Here is a 19,277-nt window from a genome sequence, read left to right as displayed (position 1 = left end):
CACAATTAGAATGAATTCTAGATTCACTAAGATTATTAAAATTTTTATTAACACTAAATATATCACGCTACCCCATACTCAAGCAAGTTCTTCATACTCAATCTCTCGTATCCAATCATCGTGAAAAAATTCAATTATAATAAATATATTTTTAATAATCTCTTCCAGATTTACAATAAAAACAACTATTGGTAAACTTAAATTTGTATAAAACACCAATAAATAAGCAACTGGAAGCGTATAAAAAACAATTACTCCCGATTCAATAAAAAAACAAACATTTGGTATACCGCTAGCCCTAAAAACTCCAACAAGAACTTGTGCCGTAAAAGCTTTAAAAACTACAATACTTGCAAAAACATAAATAAACACGCTAACAAGTTCGGGAGAATCTAATTTACTAAAAATATAAGGTGCAAAGCTCGATATTCCAATAAGCAAAATAACTACAAAAATGCCCAAAAGAAATCCTAAAAAAGATAAAAAAAATCCAACCGACCTGACATGTTTCTTATCGTAAATCATTAAATGCCCAATAACAACCCCTGTTGCAAGTCCCATACCATGAAGCAATACAAAACAAATATCAAAAAGATTTGATGCAACAGCAAATGAAGCGTATTCAATGCTCCCAACACGAGCATAAAATGCATGTAAAATAGTTATACTTAAAACCCAAAAAATCTCGTGAGACAAAACAGGTATAATCAGTTTCAAATTAGCCCTAGTAACTACCTTTGGAGCAAAAAAATCGCCAAACTTAATCCGATAATATGAATTACTGTTTATCAAACTATATAAAAAATAAAAAACAAACTCAACAATTCTAGCAAGCACAGTAGCATATGCGGCACCTTTTATTCCCATGCTAAAGCCAAAAATAAGAATATAATTAAAAACAATATTTATTAAAACAACAATAGAAGTAACATATAAAGGTATTTTTACTTCTTTAGCACTCTTAAATCCCATAGCCGATAAAAAAGAATATGCCATTAGCACATAAGACAATGAAATAATTTTTAAATACTCTGATCCAAAATTTAAAGAATCCTGATTAGCTGTAAATAGCTTTATAATGTTTCTTGGAAAAAGAAATGAAAATATGAAAAAAATTATTCCTATTGTAGTTCCAATTAATAATATATAAGCAAAAGATTGTCTTACTTGAAGAAACTTCTTTTTTGCAATTGCTTGGGAAGCGTAAGCGCTTAAAGCCGTACCAAGCCCAAACACAATAATAAAAAAAAGAAAAGTTACTCTATTTGCCAAAGAAACTCCCGTAACGTGAAAAGAGCCTAAATAGGAAATCATAAAATTATCAAAAAAAGTTACCATTTGAAATAACAGCGATTCAAAAGCTGTAGGAATAGCTATAACAAATAGCTCTTTTATTATCTGATCATAATTTTTAAACTTTTTGATCATATTCCTTATATACAATCTCCTTTATTTATTACTTTTAACTAAATTTAATCCAATCTAGAATATACATATATTTAGAATTAACTACTAATTATACTAAAATATATTATAATTAAATAATATGAAATCAATTTATGCTTTATTATTTCTATTTATTAACCTGTCCTTGCTGGCTAACAACATTTCAAAAAAAGATTTAGAAATACTGTTAAAGATTGCCCAAACAATGAATAAGGAATGCAAAAATTTTATTGAAAAAAATCCTATTCAGTTCTTAAAAGAAATAAAACCCTTAGTAGATGCAGAAAAAAATAATCTCTTAACCCTAATAAATAAAAAAATACCAATTCCTGAAAATTATAAAATACCTGATCTGGTAAATATTGATGATTTTAAAGATCTTAAAAATCTTGGAGCAAAGACTATTAAAGTAAGAAAAATATTAATCGAAGATTTAATTCGACTAATAAAAGATGCAAAAAAATTTGGAATTGAAATTAAAATCAAATCCGCTTACAGAACGCAAGAATATCAAAAATTTTTATTTGATTACAATGTCAAAACTTATGGTAGGAAAGTTGCAGAAACCCAATCAGCAATTCCGGGCCATTCTCAACATCATATGGGAACAGCAATAGATTTTATAAATATAGATGATAATTTACTAAACACAAAAGAAGGAAAATGGCTTTATGAAAACTCTCTAAAATACGGATTTTCCATTTCATACCCAAAAGGATTTGAAACGGAAACTGGATATAAAGCAGAGCCTTGGCACTACTTATACATAGGACCTAAGCCATGCTTTATTCAGAAAAAATATTTTAATAATTTACAACACAAGCTTTTTGAATTTTGGAACCAGAACAAAACAAACCTTATTAACCTAATTGAAAAATATGCAAACTAAATACTTCTTCCAGCATTCAAATAAGAACAAAAAAGATTGTCTAGTAAATCAATATCAAGCTTATCGTAAGCAGAATTATCATAAAAAAATAAATCGAGCTCTTCTCGAATCAAGACTATGATTTCTCTATCATTAACAAAATTAGCTATTTTTAATTTTAAATATCCTGCTTGTTCAAGTCCAAATAAATTGCCAGGCCCCCTTAGCCTTAAATCTTCTTCTGCTATTTTAAATCCATCCAAATTTTCTTTTATAGTTTTTAATCGAAATTTGCCAGCACTTGTCAAAGGCTCTTTATATAGCAAAAAGAAAAAAGATTGTAAATTGCTTCTACCAACACGACCTCTAATTTGATGCAAAGTAGAAAGCCCAAAACGCTCAGCATGCTCTACCACCATACAAGTTGCATTTGGACAATCAATTCCAACCTCAATAACACTAGTCGCCACCAAAATATCTACTTTTTTCGAATAAAAATTTTTCATAATTTCTTCTTTCAAATCAGATGGCAACTTAGAATGAAGCATGTCCACAACATACTCGCCAAACACTTCTTTTAATTTTAAACACATATTATTAACATCTTTTAATTCAAATTTTTCTGAAGATGAAATTAATGGATAAACAAAATAAACCTGATGACCTTTTAAGAGCTCTTTTCTTAAAAACTCATAAACTTTATCTTCATTTCCATGCCTTGCTAAATAAGTAGTAATAGGCAAACGACCCTTAGGCAAGGTTTTAATAAACGAAACTTCAAGATCACCAAAAAGTGTTAATGCAAAACTTCTAGGAATAGGTGTTGCAGACATTAAAAGCATATCCACCCCTTCTCCTTTGTTTTTAAGCTCTTCTCTTTGAACAACTCCAAATTTATGCTGTTCGTCAATGATAACATACGCCAATCTTTTAAATTCTGTACTTTCGTAAAAAATAGCATGTGTTCCAACTATTAAACCAGAAGTCCCATTTCTAATGCTTTCTAGAGTTTGCTCCTTATCCCTCTTTCTTAAACTACCAGTCAAAAGAGTCATTGAAATGTTAAAAGGCGCCAATATGTTAGATAAATTATCATAATGTTGACGAGCCAAAAGATCTGTAGGAGCCATAAATGCTACCTGATATCCAGCTTCAATTAAAGGAAGTCCTGAAAGCAAGGCAACAAGGGTTTTACCACTTCCAACATCACCTTGAAGCAATCTATTCATTGGCTTAGAAGAGTTAAGATCAAAGAATATCTCATCAATAGAAATTTTTTGATCTCCTGTAAGCTCAAAGGGCAAGCTCGAGACAACCTTTTCAAGCAAATCTTTTGATAAATCTTTTTTTTCTCGAAAAAGAATCTTAGAAGATCTATACCTTGAAAAAAACTGAAGCAAAAAAATTTCTCTGTAAATTAATGTCTTTTTTGCCTTTTCAAGCATTTCTAATGAACTTGGAAAGTGAATCTCTTTTAAAGCATCACTTAACGATAATAAAGAATACTTTTCTATTAAAAATCTGGGAATGTCTGTTTGCCCAAACTTAAAAAAATATTCAAGAGCTTCTTTTACATATAATGAAATTTTCTTGGACGTTAATCCTTCTGTCAAAGAATAAACCGGAAGAATTTTTTTAAACCTTTCAGGCTTGTCACTGTAAACTTCGCTGTCAAAATTAGAACAACTCCATAAACCACTATAATCATTATAGGTAAATTTAGAATAAATATAAAATTTTTTATCTATTTTAAAAACATTCTCTAAAAAAGCCCTATTGAAAAGTAGAATTTCGAAAGGTTCCTCATTTATACTTTTAACTGTTAACTTTAAATTTTTTTTAGAACTATCCCCAAATTTTTTATGCCCAAGAACTGTGAACACCGTCATCATATCGCAACTTTTCACCTTAGAAAAATCTGGAAAAGTTTGTATATTTTGACGATCTTCATACTTTACAGGAAAAAACTCAATAAGATCTTTAACATTAAAAATTTGCAGATTATTTAACCTTTCAACCCCTTTCTCACCAAGACCACCTATACCTTTAAACTCATATTCAAACTCATGTAAAAACATTTTAATCTCCTAAAAAGGCAAATATGTTCCTAAAACTCTAATAACAAATACAACTTGTTCAATAATAATTATAAATGCTACCATTAAAGCACTCCCAACAATCAAACGTAAAGTATAAGACATGTGTTTGTCAGTAATCACACCGCTTATCTTAGTGGACAAAGGAAGTAAAAATGAATCGACTGTTTTAAAAAAGTCTGAGCCTTGGAACAAATTCAAAAACAACAATAATAATCTCAACAATAAAAAGAAAACTATAGCAATAAAAATGCTTCTAAATATCCCCCAAACTTCAACAATAAATAAAATAATAAATGTAGAAAGCTTATAATTCCCATAAGCCAACATTCTTTCAAAAATAGTCAAAGTTATTAAAGCTGCAATTGGAGAAAAATCAAACATACCAAATGTAAAAAGAGGAATTTTTCTAAAAAAAGATAAAAATGGTTCTGTAACAACATGTATAAATCTGAAAAATACATTGGTATTAATCCCTGAAGACACAAGCCAGCTAAGAAGGATCCTAATTAAAATTAAAATCCTATAAATCTGCAAAAATACCATTAAAATTTGTATTAAAACAACCAAAACAGCACCTCCTAATCAACCCAAACATCTTCAACTATCACACACTTTCTCAACTTATCAAGCTTATCTTCATCTGGCACAAAATTTAAAATCGAATTCATTTTTAATTTCAAATCTTTACCATTTTCCCTTAAATAAAAATAAACATTTGAAAATCCAGAATTGTCCTCAAAATTACTTATACTTTCCTTTAAAGAATTAAGTAATTGTAGGTCATTTAATTTATTATTTAAAAACTTAATATGAATATTATTTATTTTATCTTCGGAAAGTCTCTCAATATTTACAACTTTTTCAACCACAATTGAAAATTTGTCTCTGTTAAACGTAAGCCTACCCACAACCCCAATAACATTGCCTTCAAGTAAAAAATTTCTATATCTTTCATAGCTTTCTGTAAAAACTACAATATCTATTGCGCCTTTAAAATCTTCTATAACACCGAAAGCCATTTTTGCATTATTTCTTTTAGTTTGAATAACTTTTACTGAATTTAAAATGCCAGAAAATTGAACAATGCTATCTTTTTTGGCAGCAAGATCTGTTAAAACATTTAAACTGGAAAAACTGTCAATTGCCTTTTTATAAGGATCAAGAGGATGACCCGACACATAAAATCCTAAAAGCTCTTTTTCAAATCCTAAAAGCTCAGAATAAGAATACTCTTTAAAGGCTTGATAATTAAAACTTTGCCGAATTGGATCTTGACTTTCAAGAGCACCAAATAAGCTGTTTTGACCAAGTTTTTTATTATTTTTATCTTCTGAAACAACTTCAATCAAACGATCAAGATTTTCAAATAAAGTTTTTCTATTTTGATCCAAACTATCAAAAAGTCCAGATTTTATTGCAGATTCTAAAAATTTCTTATTAATTACTTTATCATCTACGCGTCTTATAAAATCTTCAAAAGAACTATATTTGCCGTTTTTTTCTCTCTCATCAATTATTAAATCAACAACAATTCCTCCAAGATTTTTAATCCCATTAAGCCCATAAGAAATTCCAGAATCAGTTACACGAAATTCCCTAAATGATCGATTTATATCGGGCTTGAGCACGTTTATACCTATAGCTTTTGACTCTTCAATGTAATAAGAAAGCTTATCATTATTATTAATTTCATTGGTCAAATTGGCAGCCATAAAATATTCAGGATAATTAGCCTTAAGATAAGCGGTTTGATATGCTATTAAAGAATACGCCGCTGCATGCGATTTGTTAAATCCATACCCAGAAAAAGGCTTTAAAAGTTCAAAAATTTCACTAGCAATTTCTTTGTCATATCCTTTCTCAATAGCGCCTCTTAAAAAGTCGACTTTCATTTCATTCATCTCGTCTTCTTTCTTTTTACCCATAGCACGTCTTAAAATATCGGCCTTGCCAAGAGAAAAGCCCCCAATTATTTTTGCAACTTCCATTACTTGTTCTTGATAAACAATAACCCCATAAGTTGGTCTTAAAACTTCCTTTAAATCGGGATGAGGATATTTAATTCTCTTAACACCTTTTTTAGCAGCAATAAATTGAGGAATAAATTGCATAGGACCTGGTCTATAAAGAGCATTTAAAGCTATTAAATCTTCAATGCTATCAGGCTTTGCGTCTTTTAGAATTTGCTGCATTCCTTCAGATTCAAACTGAAAAACAGACGCACTTCTTCCTTCTCCTAGCATATTAAAAGTCTTAACATCATTATCTGGAATATTTTTTATTTTAAAATCTGGATTTACACTTCTAATAAGATTTTCTGCATTTTTTATTAACGTCAATGTTTTCAAACCAAGAAAATCCATCTTAACAAGCCCACATTCTTCAAGCAAATCCATTGTGTATTGAGTAGAAACAGAACCTTGCTTATAATCCTTATAAAGAGGCACATAGTCGGTTAAAGGGGTTTTAGAAATTACAATTCCTGCAGCATGAGTTGAAGCATGTCTATTCATTCCCTCAAGAACCAATGCGGCATTCATTAATTCTTTATAAACAGGCTTGCTAGTAAAATACTCCTTCAAAGAATTGTCATCTAAAACCTCTTTTAAAGAAACTTTAGGACCATCAGGAATAAACTTAGTAAGTTCATTTGATTCAGCAAATGGAATATCTAAAACTCTAGCCACATCCTTAACTACAGCCTTAGGCTTTAAGGTTCCAAAAGTAATTATTTGAGCTACCTTATCTTCTCCATATTTGTTGGTAACATATTTTATAATCTCATCTCTGCCTTCAAAACAAAAATCAATATCAAAATCGGGCATAGAAATACGCTCGGGATTTAAAAATCTCTCAAAAAGCAAATTATACTTTAAAGGATCAATATCAGTAATCCTAAGAGCATAAGCCACAATTGAACCAGCACCAGAACCACGCCCAGCTCCAACAGGAATATCGTTATCATGAGCAAATTTAATAAAATCCCAAACAATCAAAAAATAGCCTTCAAAGCCCATTCCAATTATTACGCTCAATTCATAAAAAGCTCTATCTTTTATTTTGCTTGTCAAATTTTTATATCTAAATTTCAACCCCTCAAGTGTGAGATGTTCCAAATATTCACCAAGAGTATTAAATTCAACAGGAATTTGATAATCAGGCAAAATAGGGCCTGGAAAAGTTATTTTAAAATCATCACACTTTTCTGCAATCCTTACAGTATTTTCTAAAGCTTCAGGCAAATCATTAAAAAGTTCACACATTTCCTCTTGAGATTTAATATAAAATTCATTGGTTTCCATTTTTAATCTATTCTCATCGCTTTTCTTAGCGCCAGTACCAATACAAACAATGATGTCTTGAGCAGTTGCATCTTCTCTGTTAACATAATGAGAATCATTGGCTGCTGTTAAAGGAACTCCAAGTTCCCTAGAATACTTAACCAACCTTTCATTTACAATGTCTTGATCTTTAATACCATGCCTTTGAAGCTCAAGATAAAAATCATTGCCAAAAACTTTTTTAAACCAAAGAATTTCATTCTTAGCATCTTCAAATCTATTGGCCAAAATAAGTCTTGGAATGAGCCCCCCAATGCAAGCTGAAGTACAAATCAAACCTTCTGAATATTTTTCAAGGTCCTCTTTATCTATCCTTGGACGATAATAAAACCCTTCAAGATAAGAAATACTTGTTAACTTTAATAGGTTTTTATAACCCAACTCATTCTTGGCAAGCAAAATTAAATGGTAAGACATTTTTCCAAGATCATCCTGTTTTTTTAAAAACTTAGAAGTTTTTGCCATATAGGCTTCAATGCCAATTATTGGCTTAATTCCTGCTTTTTTAGCTTCTTTGTAAAATTTAATAGCTCCAAAAAGATTGCCATGATCTGTTAATGCAATATGCGACATATTGCATTTTTTTGCTTTTGATATAATATCTGATATTTTTGCAGCTCCATCCAAAAGAGAATAATCTGAATGAACATGAAGATGAATAAACCTAGACCTAAAACTCATACCTAAAATTATTTTATCAAAATAAAACTTGATTTTTAACAAACCTTAGCCAAATAAATAAAAATTAAAAAAGTCATAATAATTTTTAAATCTCTAATTTAAATTATTGCAACAAATCTTATCAAAATAATCAAGAAAAAATACTAATTCCTTGATCATCCAATTCAATTACCATCTTTTTAATGTGCTCAAGTTTTCTAACAATTTCTTCAGATAAACTCTCAGCTTGAGACAAAAAATCTTTAGCTTGCCTTAAACCGCTATCACTACGATTCTCTACCCTAAATATAATCAAAATTTCAGCTGCAAACTTATTAATATTTAAATAAGGAATGTATACTTCTTCCCACAACTGCCTGATAGCATCATTCTTGGGGGACAATCCTTTATAAAACAATCCAAACCCATGCTTGGAAGCATCTGTCTGAATGAATATTGTCCTTTGCCCCTCAACAAGTAATCTCAAATTATTAATCCAAGAAAATTGGTCTGAGATAATAAATTCTAGCTCTTTTAAAAATTCATCATTAGACAGCATAAAAGTATCAGAGCCAATCAAAGAATCACAGCTTCTTGAATAATAAGCCATATTAGCATCTATACTCTCAAGACTTTCAATCAAAGAAGAAAATTCCTCTTGACTCCTTGAAAAGCGCTTAAATATGTTCTCAAGATAATTAAGCTGTTCAAGAATCTCGGCAAAGAACTTATCAATATCAATCTGCAAATCCTTAAGGTTATGAGAAATCAAATCTTTAGAAACCTCCTCAATTTCCTTTACAGAAATCATATTCATAACACCTTTTGCCTGATCAGAAAGTCGCTTGATCTCATCTGCAACAACAGAAAATCCTTTACCATATTCTTTAGCTCTTGCAGCCTCAAGCTTTGCATTAAGAGAAATCATATTGGTAGCACCTAAAAAATTACTTATTGTTTCTAAGCTGCCTTGAATTCCAACAATAACAGAAGATATTTGATTTAATTTTTCCTTATTATTTTTACCAAGATCACTAAAAATAACGCTTATCTGATTACGAGCATTATTTGTCATCTCAACAAAAGTAGAAAATATCTGATCAAAATCTTCTATTTCAGAAAACAAAATCCTTTGTAATGACTCAAACCCTATTTTTAGAGTAGAAATGGAAGCTTTGGTATGATAAAATCCCTTTAGCATTTCCTTAACAGGAGCCTTATATTCGTAAGTACTCAAATCTTTTTTGTCATTACCAACAACATTTAAAAGATTTAAATCAACAGCTTTTTTCTTTTTTTTAAAAAACGAAAATTTTTTCATAAAGGGATTCTACCATAAAAACTTTTTTTTGAATAGAGTCACCAGTACTTAATTTGACACATTGTTTCAACTTTTAATATCAAATTAAATACATCAATAAACAAAAAATATTTTTACATTTAAATGGTAAAAATTAATTACTTTGAAATAAATTTAAGCTTTCATCTTAAACCATAAAACCATCTAAAGATACAAATCATTCTCCTCATTTAATTTAATTTAATTTAATTTAATTTAAAACTAATTTTAAATTAAATTTACTTTCTTTTTACCCAAGAATAACGCCCACTAACTTCATTATACTCAAAAAGAACATCTCTGTAAGAAAAAAAACATAAAAAAATATCAATAAACTCTTCTAATTTAGCTTTAACTTTTGGCAAGTTAAAATCGTTGTCAAAATTAAAAATATCGTCTGATTCTACTGTAAACAACTTATCATCTTGCTTGAGGATAACTTTTTTGGGTTGCCAAAAAAGAACGTTGATTTTTTTGTCCTGAATAAAAAATCTATTAAATTCATAATCAAGATCAACTTGATCCGTTTTTGCCTCAACAATCCCAACAATAACACATCGTTCATGATCAATTCTTTTAATCAAAACAGCATCTGTAAGCACAACTCTCTCGCCAACTTCAAGAGCAAACTGCTCTTCTATTTCATATTGCTTATTAAAAGGAAGATTTGCAATTTTCCTAAAAAGATTGAGAAGTATGTACTTAGTGCTCATCTCTTTATTGCTTATTCTAAGACAACGAATCTTCATTCTATACTTAAGCTCATCAAAAAAATATTTAACTAGCCTTTTCATTAAAATTGTTTTTCTAATGTCTTCTTCTTTCATTCAATCCTCCTGATAAAAATTGCCAAAAATTAAAGCTATTATATAAATATAATAAAATACAAATCTTATTAAAGAAATCAAAATATTTTATTATATACTAATTATAATTAAATCATTGCCGAAAATGAAAGGGAAAATTATGTTAATCAAATTCATGTTCTCAAATATTAATTTAATATTAATAGTCAGCATGACTTTATTTAAAATATTATTAGAAACAATATACCGAAAAATATTATTAAAAAAAATAATTACTAGTGCCAACACATTAAATACTCAAAAAAAACAATATAAAATAATTGCTATCTTTGTTTTAGCTTTAAATCATTTATTACAAAGTTTTTTAATAAATGCTCTTATCAATTTATTCAACAATCTAATAACTCTTACTAACAACTCTCTTGGAAGCTTAACAGACTTAAATTACAATATATTATCTGCAATACTAATATCTAGCATAACTTGGCTTGCCTTTAGCTTACCCAAAGTAATAAACGATATAATCTATGAAAAAAGACCATTTAATTTAACAATAGCTAATGCTTTTTTTGACCTTTTAACAATAATATTACTAACCATATTCTCTAAATTATTTTTAAGCTATAAAATATTCCAATTTGAGAGCACTACAAACATTAATTTTGAAAACCTGCCTACTCACTAAGCAATCAAATAGACACTCAAATGCAAGCTTTAATTAGTCCTAGAAAAAGCTTGGCTGGATTTTCTATTCTTGTAATAAGTTCTGGATGAAACTGGCAAGCTACAAAAAATTTATTTTCAGGAATTTCTATTAATTTTGCCATTTTAAAATCACTTGAAAATCCAGATACTATAAGCCCATTTTTTGCAAATAAATCTATATAATCATTGTTAACTTCATACCTATGTCTAAATCTTTCAATTATCCGATCTTGGCCATAAAGTTTAAAAGCTATTGTATTCTTTTTAAGAATCACAGGATATCCACCAAGCCTCATTGTAGCGCCCTTATCTTTAATTCCCTTTTGCTCAGGAAGTAAATGGATAACAGGACTTTTTAAGGGCTTGTCTTTTGCTAAATTTTCCTCCGTATCAGCATCAAGTATTCCACAAACATTGCGAGCAAATTCTATTACAGCAAGCTGCAAACCAAGACAAATTCCAAGAAAGGGAATATTATTCTCACGAGCATATTTAATAGCCATAATTTTACCTTCATACCCCTTGCCTCCAAAGCCGCCAGGAACAATAATGCCGTCAAACTCTTTTAAACAGCTTTCATTTAAATCATTAGAATCAATTAAAGTGCTTTTAATAAGCAAATCCAAATGGGCTGCAACATGAACCAAAGACTCTCTAATTGATGCATAAGAATCATCAAGTTCAGCATATTTACCACAAATAGCAATATTAATAATTTTTTTAGGCGCAAAAAAATTAGATTTTATAACTCCTACAAGCTTTGAAAGCTCTTCTATCTTTGGATCAACAACCTTAATATTTAACTTAGAGCTTAAAATCTCATGTACACCCTGCTTATAAAAAGATATAGGAATTTCATAAATAGTAGAAACATCAACATTGTCAATAATAGAAGTGCTCTCAACATTGCAAAACATTGCCACTTTTTTTCTGATTTGGTCTGTCAATACTTGTGAACTTCTAGCAATAATTAAATCGGGGAAAATACCTGCTTTATTTAAGGTTTTAACACTCTGTTGGGTAGGTTTAGATTTTTGCTCATTAATTCCAGCTGGACTTGGCACATAGGTTAAATGAATAAAAGAAATATTACCACCCCCAATCTCCTGTCTTATTTGTCTTACTGTCTCAATAAATAAAATATTTTCCATATCTCCCACGGTTCCACCAATTTCAATTATCAACATATCACTATTCTCAGAACTTGCAATCTGAAAAATTGTAGATTTGATCTCATCAGTAACATGGGGAATAAGCTGAACTGTTCTTCCCAAATATTTGCCCTTTCGCTCATTTTCAAGTATCTTTTTGTATATCTTGCCCATTGTAATGTTCCAACTAGACTTGGCATTAAGATTTAAAAACCTCTCGTAATGGCCAAAGTCCATATCAACCTCTCCTCCATCATCAAGCACAAAAACTTCTCCGTGCTCAACAGGATTAATAGTGCCAGGATCAGTATTTAAATACCCATCACATTTAATTGGAGTAACTCTAAAATCATATCTAAACAACCTTGCAATACTTGCCGATGTAACTCCCTTACCAATTCCAGAGATCACGCCTCCTGTTATTACTAAAATCTTTAAGTTTTTTTTCATGTATACCCCAAAATTAAAACTTTAAATTTAAATCCAATTAAGCTTATGCTTAAAAAGAATTCACAAATCATAATAAAACAGACTTGCATTAAAACAAAAACATTAAATTAAAATAAAAATTATTAATGCTTAGCTACAAAGCTATTTCTAAGCCATTGTTTTAAATCTTTTAAACTATTTTAATTATAATTAACAAAACAATATAATGAACCTTTGCTTAAATAGTAATAATTAAATATTGCCAAAAAAACTAAAAACCCAAGAATAGCAAACAAATTGCTTTTTTTTCTAATACTTCCAAACTCTACTATCTTAAAATATGAAGCCAAATATAAAAAAAATCCCAAACTATAAACTATTTTAAAAAATAAGTCTCCTAAAAATCTGTCAAAAGAAAAAATTAAATCCGAAGAACATGGCACATATTTAAAACCCAAATAAAGAAAAGACGTGAAAAAAAACAATAACACAATGGTCCCTAAAAAGGATATCAAAACCTTAACAAAAGGATGCGTTTTAAAAGTTATTCTAAAAAACATAAAGATTGGAAAAATAGATAAAAAATTAAAATAACGAACAAATAAAAAATCATAAAAATATCTTAATTCTAAGAATGCAGCACCCCCACCTCTTAAAAAGAATGCATTATCTAGGAATAAAAAAATATTAACCCCTAAATAATAAATAAATATTAAAATTAAAGGTAGCGCAAATAAATATTTAATTAAATTGAAAAAATAATGCTCAAAGGTTGAAACAGGCAAAGATAAATAAAGAATATTCCTAAACGGATCATGAATCACTTTGTAATAATCAAACATGGTAAAAATCGATATAATCAAGGTTAAAATAAAAATTTTAGGAGCAAAAAATTTTAAAAAATCAATTGCTGAAAAATTAAAATAAAATCTAACAAGCAAATAAGATATAAATATCATTCCTAAAACTTGAATTATTAATAAAGTATAGAATTTTTTATTGTAAATAAAATCAAAATAAAATAAATTCAAAAATCTTTTTAAGCTAAACATCTTTTATTACCTCTTCTTTTTATTTTCAGTAACATATAAAAAGAAAAACTCAATATCAACAACTTCAGCTCCATTGCTACTCTCAAAATAAAGCGCCTTAAATCCATCCTTATTTTTTTCATAATATAATTCATTTCCATTTAGCTCGCTGATAATTTTAATCTTATAATTTTTATTAATATAAGATACTGAATTGGAAAAAAGAATTGACTTTTCCCCAACAATGATTAAATAATCCACAACCCCTGCCAAATCTCTTACATTGTGGCCTGTAATAAAAATGATTCTATCCTTTAAATTAGAAAGCATATTTCTAAAAACATTTTTTGAAACAATATCAAGACTATTTGTTGGCTCGTCAAACAATAAACAAGAAACATTTGCAGCTAGAGAGAATGCAATAATACTTTTTTTCTTCTGTCCAAAAGAAGCTGAAGATAGATCAAGAGAAATATCAAGATCAAAATCCGATAAATATTTTTTAAAATCTGCCTCATTGAAATTTGGATAAAATATAGATAAAGCCTTGCTGTATTCAGCTAAAGACAATCTGGGAAGTGAAAATTCTTCAGGAATAAAAAACAAATTCACTAAATTCAAGGGATTTCTTGGAAAAGCTGCTAAAGAGTTAAATAAAACTTTCCCTTTTAGGGGCTCCAAAAGTCCACTTACAAGTTTAAGTAAAGTTGTTTTTCCAACTCCATTTTTGCCAAGAAGCAAATAGGCTTGAGGGGTCTCAATGTTTAAATTTAAATCTGAATAGACTTCTTTTCTCTTATAGGAAAATTTTACATTAACAGCCTCAATAGCCATAAACACTCCTTAATATATTAAAAGTCAAAACATAAAAAAATAATAAAATTAAAAATATAAATTCAATTTTTTATGAAAAACTTATAAATAAATATAGAAAAATTTACATAAAGTCTTGAGCTAAAATTCCAAATTTTTAGCATAATTCTAGGTAAAATTTGAATTTCATTAAATCCAAAACTTTTTGCATATTCATAACAATCTTGAAATTCAGGTAATCCTTTAATCTCATTAAGAACAGAAATAAGCTTTTCTTTATAAGCCCTATAAACAAGCTTATCAGGAATATTCCAACTAATAATATAAATTTGCTTAAAAGAAATAAAATAATAAAATTGCAAGAAAAATTTTTTATACAAATTTTGACATTCGTTAAAAATACCTTCTCTTTTTAATAAAGTTTCCATTGTATTAAGAGATAATTTAGATTTATGTAAAACATTAATAGAAGAGCTCATGCTTCCCATTCTTTGAAAATTAGTATAAAAATAATTATTTACAAAAGAAACTTTAGAAGCTTTTAAGAAAATTTGCATAACAAAAACTATATCTTCAAATACTACATTTTGCTGCCGAATATTATTCTTTAAAATTAATTCCCGTCTAATTAATTTATCCCATAACGTTCCAACAACAAAATTTTTCTTTCCAAAAGTCGCATAAACAGTAAAAAGCAAATTTTTAAACGCCTCCTTGCCTGTTAATGGATAATTAGGAAAAGGAAGCAGAGATTTTCTTTTTACATTTATTGCAAGAAAATAAATATAAAATTGAGAACAAACAACATCAGAATTATCTGCTTTTGCTCTGTTATACAGAACTTCAAGCATGGTGCTCTCTACAGAATCATCACCATCCCAATAAATAACATATTCCCCTTGAGCCTCAGAAAGTCCCTTGTCTCTAGAAGCAGAAAGTCCCATATTTTTTTGACTAAAAATCTTAATAAAGCTATATTTATTGGCATATTTTTCTGCTATCTCTAAACTACCATCATAAGAACCATCATTAATTAATATAATTTCTTTATCTTTTAATGTTTGATTAACAGCATCCTTTATCATTGCATCAAGAGTTTCAGCCGAATTAAAAAAACAAATAATAACAGAAACTTTATACTTATGCACAATATCCTCCAAAACAAAAACTGCTAAGCAAAATCAAAGCTAAAATACTTAACAATAAATTCTTTTAATTTTTTGCATAACAATTAAATTGTAATATATAATTAACAAGTTTGTATTGTTTCAAACTTGTTTTAATGAAAAGTTTAGCAGAAATTGCTATATTATTAAAAGTAAAAAATTTAAAAAACATTAACCTAAATAAGGAGCTTGAATGCTTGAAATAATAAGTCTTGGGGGAGGAGTAATAAATTCAAATCAAATCAACATAGAATTCATTAAAAACTTTAAAAACTTTGTTTTTAAATGGCTACTAGAAAATGAAAAAAGAAAAATCATTTTAATAGTTGGTGGAGGAAGAGTTGCAAGAGAATACCAAGACGCTTATAAAAAAATCAATCCTGATTTTAAAGTTCATGAGCTTGATGAGATTGGGATAATGTCAACAAGACTAAACGCAGAATTTCTGCGCAAAGTAATGAATCCCTTTTGTAAAGACAAAATTGTCACCAATCCCTTAAAAAATTTTTCTTTTAAAGGAAAAATATTAATTGCTTCCGGATGGAAATCAGGATTCTCAACAGATTACATTGCCGTAAAATTTGCAGAAAAATTTAATAAAAAAGATATCATAAATATAACAAACGTAAATCAAGTTTATGATAAAGATCCAAAAAAATTTAAAAACGCAACGGCTTTTAAAAAATTAAATTGGACACAATTACAAAACATTGTGGGCCAAAAGTGGAATCCGGGCTTAAATTTACCTTTTGACCCAATAGCAACAAAGCTCTCTTCAAAACTCGGACTTACCCTTTACATAGTAAATGGAAATAATATTGAAAACTTAGAAAAAGTTTTCAACAAAAATAATGATTTTTTTGGCACTGTTATAGTAAAATAAAAGTTGATGCCGGTATGGCGGAATTGGTAGACGCGCCAGACTCAAAATCTGGTGAGGGCAACTTCGTGTCGGTTCGACTCCGACTACCGGTATTTTGATTGCTTTTTTAGAAGCTTCAAGATTATCAAGCATTACTAGTAAAATAATTGCTTCTTTTAAGAAAAATTTTCTTTCATAAATTACTTGCTTATACTAATAAAAATCTAATGTTATGATTAATAAAATTTAATATTATTAAAATAAGGATAAAACACCCCCTTCAATATGTTGTCCTTATTCTAAAATAACATATTGAAAATCATTTTAATTATAATAAAACTTTAAAGTCTACAAATTAATTGCAAATATAAACTTAAAATATCTTTGAGATTGTTTTCATTAAAGCTTCAGGATTAAAAGGTTTAACAAGCCAACCAGTAGCACCCGCTTTACGGCCTTCATCAACCTTAGATTGCTCAGATTCAGTGGTAAGAACAAGTATAGGAACAAAGCTGCCAAATTCCCTTATTTGCTTAATAACACCAATGCCGTCTAAATTAGGCATGTTGATATCTGTAATAACAAGGTCAAAATCTTTATCCCCTTGCCCAACTGCTTCTTTAAATTTTAAAACCCCTTCTAAACCATCTTTTGCTTCTGAGACTCCAAAACCGTTTTGTTCTAAAATATAAGCAACGCTTTGCCTTATTGCCCTATTGTCATCAATAACCAAAATTCTTTTTTTCATCTAATTTTCTCCTAAAACCCTCCTAAAAAGTATATAAAAATTAAAACAAAATTACACTACCCTCATCAAAGGAATGAACATCCTTGGCTTCCTCTATCAAAGATAATAAGTGTTTTTTGTGAACAAATAAAGTAAATCGATTAGCAATTCTATTAACAAATTCTTTATCTTCAATCTCAACAGATTGAATTCCAATCTTAGATAATTCTAGATTAAGATTGAAATTTATTTTGCTTTCCATATTGCTTAAAAAGTTATCTATATCTAAAAGAGAATTTTTTAAATTTCTAACATTGTAGACTTCTAATTTCATCTCTTCAAATATTTCCATAAATTCAATTGAAAAAACCTCATAAGACAAAATATTATCAATAGCTATATTCTTAATATCAAGAATATCATTTTTAATTTCCATAAATAATTTTTTAAATTTATTAAAATAATTCTTTTCAAGATAAAATCTATTGTCATAATCCTTAACAACTTTTTCAAGAAAAAAGATTATTTGATCTAAAAATTCTATTCCCTTGGTAATGTTAGAATCAATTTCTTTGATAATCTTAGACATTTCTGAAATATTGCCCTCCATGGCTTTAAGTTCAGATCTTTTGACAACTTCTATCTTTGAGGCTATATTAATATTTTGAAACCTAGCAGAAATAGCTGAAATATTTGAAAACATTAATTCTAATGATTTTATAAGCTTGACCTGTTCATAATATAAATTCAAAAAATTAGAATTATTCTTCTCAACATCATCAATTCTTCTAAGCAGATCAGACAAAATACTAGAAAATTGTTCTATTATTTTAGGAATATCTATGTATAAAGAATTATCAGACCTTAAATCGTTAATGGTTTGAATAGAACTAAGAGAGGAATCAATAAATTTCTCAAAAACAGTATAATTTTTTTCAAGCTTTTCAAGAACATCTTTTACTATAACTTTTGATGTATCAGTAAAAACTGATAAAATTTTTAATTTTTGGATCTCACTTATATCTCTAAATTTAAAAACATCAATATTGGAATACATAATATTTAAATGTTGCAAAGATTGAGTTAGCCTGTCTTGAAACTGAAGATAAGAAATAGAATTTACAAGTTTAAACTTAAATTCAGATAAAACTTTTAAAATATCATCATAAAGAGCAATAACACTTCCTATTCCATCTGAAAAAGCATCTATTTTTTTCATTAAATTATCTCTAAATTCTTCAAGAATTTTATTTTCAGCTGTATTGCTTTCATATACTTGATTTTTAGCTCTATCCAGACCAATTTTAACCTCGCGCCCCTTGCTTGTAAGTTGATCTGCCTGTTTGATCATAGATTGGGTTAAAACCTTAATTTCACTCGTAATATAAGAAAAGGCTCCACCAGCCTTACCCGCTCTCATAGCAACTGTTAGTGTATTAATAGACATTATTTCCATATCAAGAGAGCTTTTTTTCATTCTTTCAATAACATCTTCAAGTATTTCTATATCTTTAACCTTACTCCGTATTATGCTAAATTGAGATTCAAGAGAAGTTGTTGAAGAATTAAAGTAAGCAACAAAATCATCTAATGCTCCTATAATTTTAGCTATAAAATTATTCAAAGAAGAATCATTATCAAGATCAAGATTGGAAATCAAATCAATACTAAAAGATAAATCCTTAGAATCTTTAGAAATTTTTTCTATTAATTTAGGAATTGATTTGCTTAAATTTGAATAAATATGCCTTGTGCTTTCATCAAAAGCTTCAAGTTTATGAAATAAGGTTGCCAAACAATCGTTGGAATTAAAACCATTATTGTTATTATCCAT

The 19,277-nt window shown here is 28.4% G+C and carries 15 protein-coding genes and 1 tRNA gene; 4 read left to right on the top strand and 12 right to left on the bottom strand.

Annotation, left to right across the window (positions count from 1 at the left end; translation table 11 throughout):
- Positions 1-78: 78 nt before the first annotated feature.
- Positions 79-1,428 (bottom strand): MATE family efflux transporter, encoded by a 1,350-nt coding sequence (locus tag BSV1_RS04110; RefSeq protein ID WP_008882846.1) that lies wholly within the window; start codon positions 1,426-1,428, stop codon positions 79-81.
- A 118-nt stretch (positions 1,429-1,546) separates the two neighbouring features.
- Here BSV1_RS04110 and BSV1_RS04105 point away from each other — a divergent pair, with 118 nt between their 5' ends.
- Positions 1,547-2,335 (top strand): M15 family metallopeptidase, encoded by a 789-nt coding sequence (locus BSV1_RS04105; RefSeq protein WP_008882753.1) that lies wholly within the window; start codon positions 1,547-1,549, stop codon positions 2,333-2,335.
- On the opposite strand, the gene recG is transcribed toward BSV1_RS04105, so the two are convergent.
- The 5 genes from recG to BSV1_RS04080 form a co-directional block, all read right to left on the bottom strand.
- On the bottom strand, positions 2,332-4,392 hold the full coding sequence (gene recG, locus BSV1_RS04100) for an ATP-dependent DNA helicase RecG (RefSeq protein WP_008882842.1): 2,061 nt from the start codon (positions 4,390-4,392) through the stop codon (positions 2,332-2,334). The genes BSV1_RS04105 and recG overlap by 4 nt on opposite strands.
- A gap of 9 nt (positions 4,393-4,401) precedes the next feature.
- Positions 4,402-4,980, bottom strand: coding sequence for a YggT family protein (locus BSV1_RS04095; protein ID WP_008882421.1), 579 nt, complete (start codon positions 4,978-4,980; stop codon positions 4,402-4,404).
- A gap of 11 nt (positions 4,981-4,991) precedes the next feature.
- Positions 4,992-8,477 carry a DNA polymerase III subunit alpha gene (dnaE, locus tag BSV1_RS04090; protein ID WP_008882335.1) on the bottom strand — a complete coding sequence of 1,162 codons (3,486 nt, stop codon included), beginning with the start codon at positions 8,475-8,477 and terminating at the stop codon, positions 4,992-4,994.
- A gap of 88 nt (positions 8,478-8,565) precedes the next feature.
- Positions 8,566-9,735 carry a methyl-accepting chemotaxis protein gene (locus tag BSV1_RS04085; protein WP_008882612.1) on the bottom strand — a complete coding sequence of 390 codons (1,170 nt, stop codon included), beginning with the start codon at positions 9,733-9,735 and terminating at the stop codon, positions 8,566-8,568.
- A 257-nt stretch (positions 9,736-9,992) separates the two neighbouring features.
- Complete coding sequence (locus BSV1_RS04080; protein ID WP_008882483.1) at positions 9,993-10,580, bottom strand: hypothetical protein; 588 nt, start codon at positions 10,578-10,580, stop codon at positions 9,993-9,995.
- 139 nt (positions 10,581-10,719) lie between these two features.
- On the opposite strand from BSV1_RS04080, the gene BSV1_RS04075 reads away from it, so the two are divergent.
- Positions 10,720-11,244 (top strand): DUF1761 domain-containing protein, encoded by a 525-nt coding sequence (locus tag BSV1_RS04075; protein ID WP_008882472.1) that lies wholly within the window; start codon positions 10,720-10,722, stop codon positions 11,242-11,244.
- Positions 11,245-11,260: 16 nt separating this feature from the next.
- On the opposite strand, the gene pyrG is transcribed toward BSV1_RS04075, so the two are convergent.
- From pyrG to BSV1_RS04055, 4 genes are all read right to left on the bottom strand, one after another.
- A complete protein-coding gene (gene pyrG, locus BSV1_RS04070; protein ID WP_008882402.1) occupies positions 11,261-12,865 on the bottom strand; it encodes a glutamine hydrolyzing CTP synthase in 1,605 nt (534 codons plus the stop codon).
- Positions 12,866-13,044: 179 nt separating this feature from the next.
- On the bottom strand, positions 13,045-13,896 hold the full coding sequence (locus BSV1_RS04065; RefSeq protein WP_008882825.1) for a hypothetical protein: 852 nt from the start codon (positions 13,894-13,896) through the stop codon (positions 13,045-13,047).
- A 6-nt stretch (positions 13,897-13,902) separates the two neighbouring features.
- Positions 13,903-14,709: an ATP-binding cassette domain-containing protein gene (locus BSV1_RS04060; RefSeq protein ID WP_008882779.1), complete on the bottom strand. Its 807-nt coding sequence runs from the start codon at positions 14,707-14,709 to the stop codon at positions 13,903-13,905.
- 62 nt (positions 14,710-14,771) lie between these two features.
- Complete coding sequence (locus tag BSV1_RS04055) at positions 14,772-15,848, bottom strand: glycosyltransferase family 2 protein (protein WP_008882777.1); 1,077 nt, start codon at positions 15,846-15,848, stop codon at positions 14,772-14,774.
- Between the two features lie 199 nt (positions 15,849-16,047).
- On the opposite strand from BSV1_RS04055, the gene pyrH reads away from it, so the two are divergent.
- On the top strand, positions 16,048-16,737 hold the full coding sequence (gene pyrH / locus BSV1_RS04050; protein WP_008882658.1) for a UMP kinase: 690 nt from the start codon (positions 16,048-16,050) through the stop codon (positions 16,735-16,737).
- Between the two features lie 8 nt (positions 16,738-16,745).
- Positions 16,746-16,829 (top strand) — tRNA-Leu (locus BSV1_RS04045).
- Between the two features lie 260 nt (positions 16,830-17,089).
- On the opposite strand, the gene BSV1_RS04040 is transcribed toward BSV1_RS04045, so the two are convergent.
- Both BSV1_RS04040 and BSV1_RS04035 read right to left on the bottom strand, forming a co-directional pair.
- Positions 17,090-17,464: a response regulator gene (locus tag BSV1_RS04040; protein WP_002557158.1), complete on the bottom strand. Its 375-nt coding sequence runs from the start codon at positions 17,462-17,464 to the stop codon at positions 17,090-17,092.
- A 40-nt stretch (positions 17,465-17,504) separates the two neighbouring features.
- Positions 17,505-19,277: a BB0569 family chemotaxis protein gene (locus tag BSV1_RS04035; RefSeq protein WP_008882670.1), complete on the bottom strand. Its 1,773-nt coding sequence runs from the start codon at positions 19,275-19,277 to the stop codon at positions 17,505-17,507.

The sequence above is a fragment of the [Borrelia] finlandensis genome (genome assembly GCF_000181875.2).
Classification (GTDB): Bacteria; Spirochaetota; Spirochaetia; order Borreliales; family Borreliaceae; genus Borreliella; species Borreliella finlandensis.
The sequence above is the reverse complement of the archived record's forward strand: the minus strand, read 5'-3'. Positions and strand labels throughout refer to the sequence as shown.

Excerpts from the sequence above, each read along its gene's own strand:
- BSV1_RS04080 (WP_008882483.1), bottom strand. The coding sequence starts at position 10,580 with ATGAAAGAAGAAGACATTAGAAAAACAATTTTAATGAAAAGGCTAGTT.
- BSV1_RS04085 (WP_008882612.1), bottom strand. The coding sequence starts at position 9,735 with ATGAAAAAATTTTCGTTTTTTAAAAAAAAGAAAAAAGCTGTTGATTTA.
- recG (WP_008882842.1), bottom strand. The coding sequence starts at position 4,392 with ATGTTTTTACATGAGTTTGAATATGAGTTTAAAGGTATAGGTGGTCTT.
- BSV1_RS04105 (WP_008882753.1), top strand. The coding sequence starts at position 1,547 with ATGAAATCAATTTATGCTTTATTATTTCTATTTATTAACCTGTCCTTG.
- BSV1_RS04075 (WP_008882472.1), top strand. The coding sequence starts at position 10,720 with ATGTTAATCAAATTCATGTTCTCAAATATTAATTTAATATTAATAGTC.
- BSV1_RS04110 (WP_008882846.1), bottom strand. The coding sequence starts at position 1,428 with ATGATCAAAAAGTTTAAAAATTATGATCAGATAATAAAAGAGCTATTT.
- pyrH (WP_008882658.1), top strand. The coding sequence starts at position 16,048 with ATGCTTGAAATAATAAGTCTTGGGGGAGGAGTAATAAATTCAAATCAA.
- BSV1_RS04035 (WP_008882670.1), bottom strand. The coding sequence starts at position 19,277 with ATGGATAATAACAATAATGGTTTTAATTCCAACGATTGTTTGGCAACC.
- pyrG (WP_008882402.1), bottom strand. The coding sequence starts at position 12,865 with ATGAAAAAAAACTTAAAGATTTTAGTAATAACAGGAGGCGTGATCTCT.
- BSV1_RS04060 (WP_008882779.1), bottom strand. The coding sequence starts at position 14,709 with ATGGCTATTGAGGCTGTTAATGTAAAATTTTCCTATAAGAGAAAAGAA.
- BSV1_RS04040 (WP_002557158.1), bottom strand. The coding sequence starts at position 17,464 with ATGAAAAAAAGAATTTTGGTTATTGATGACAATAGGGCAATAAGGCAA.
- BSV1_RS04065 (WP_008882825.1), bottom strand. The coding sequence starts at position 13,896 with ATGTTTAGCTTAAAAAGATTTTTGAATTTATTTTATTTTGATTTTATT.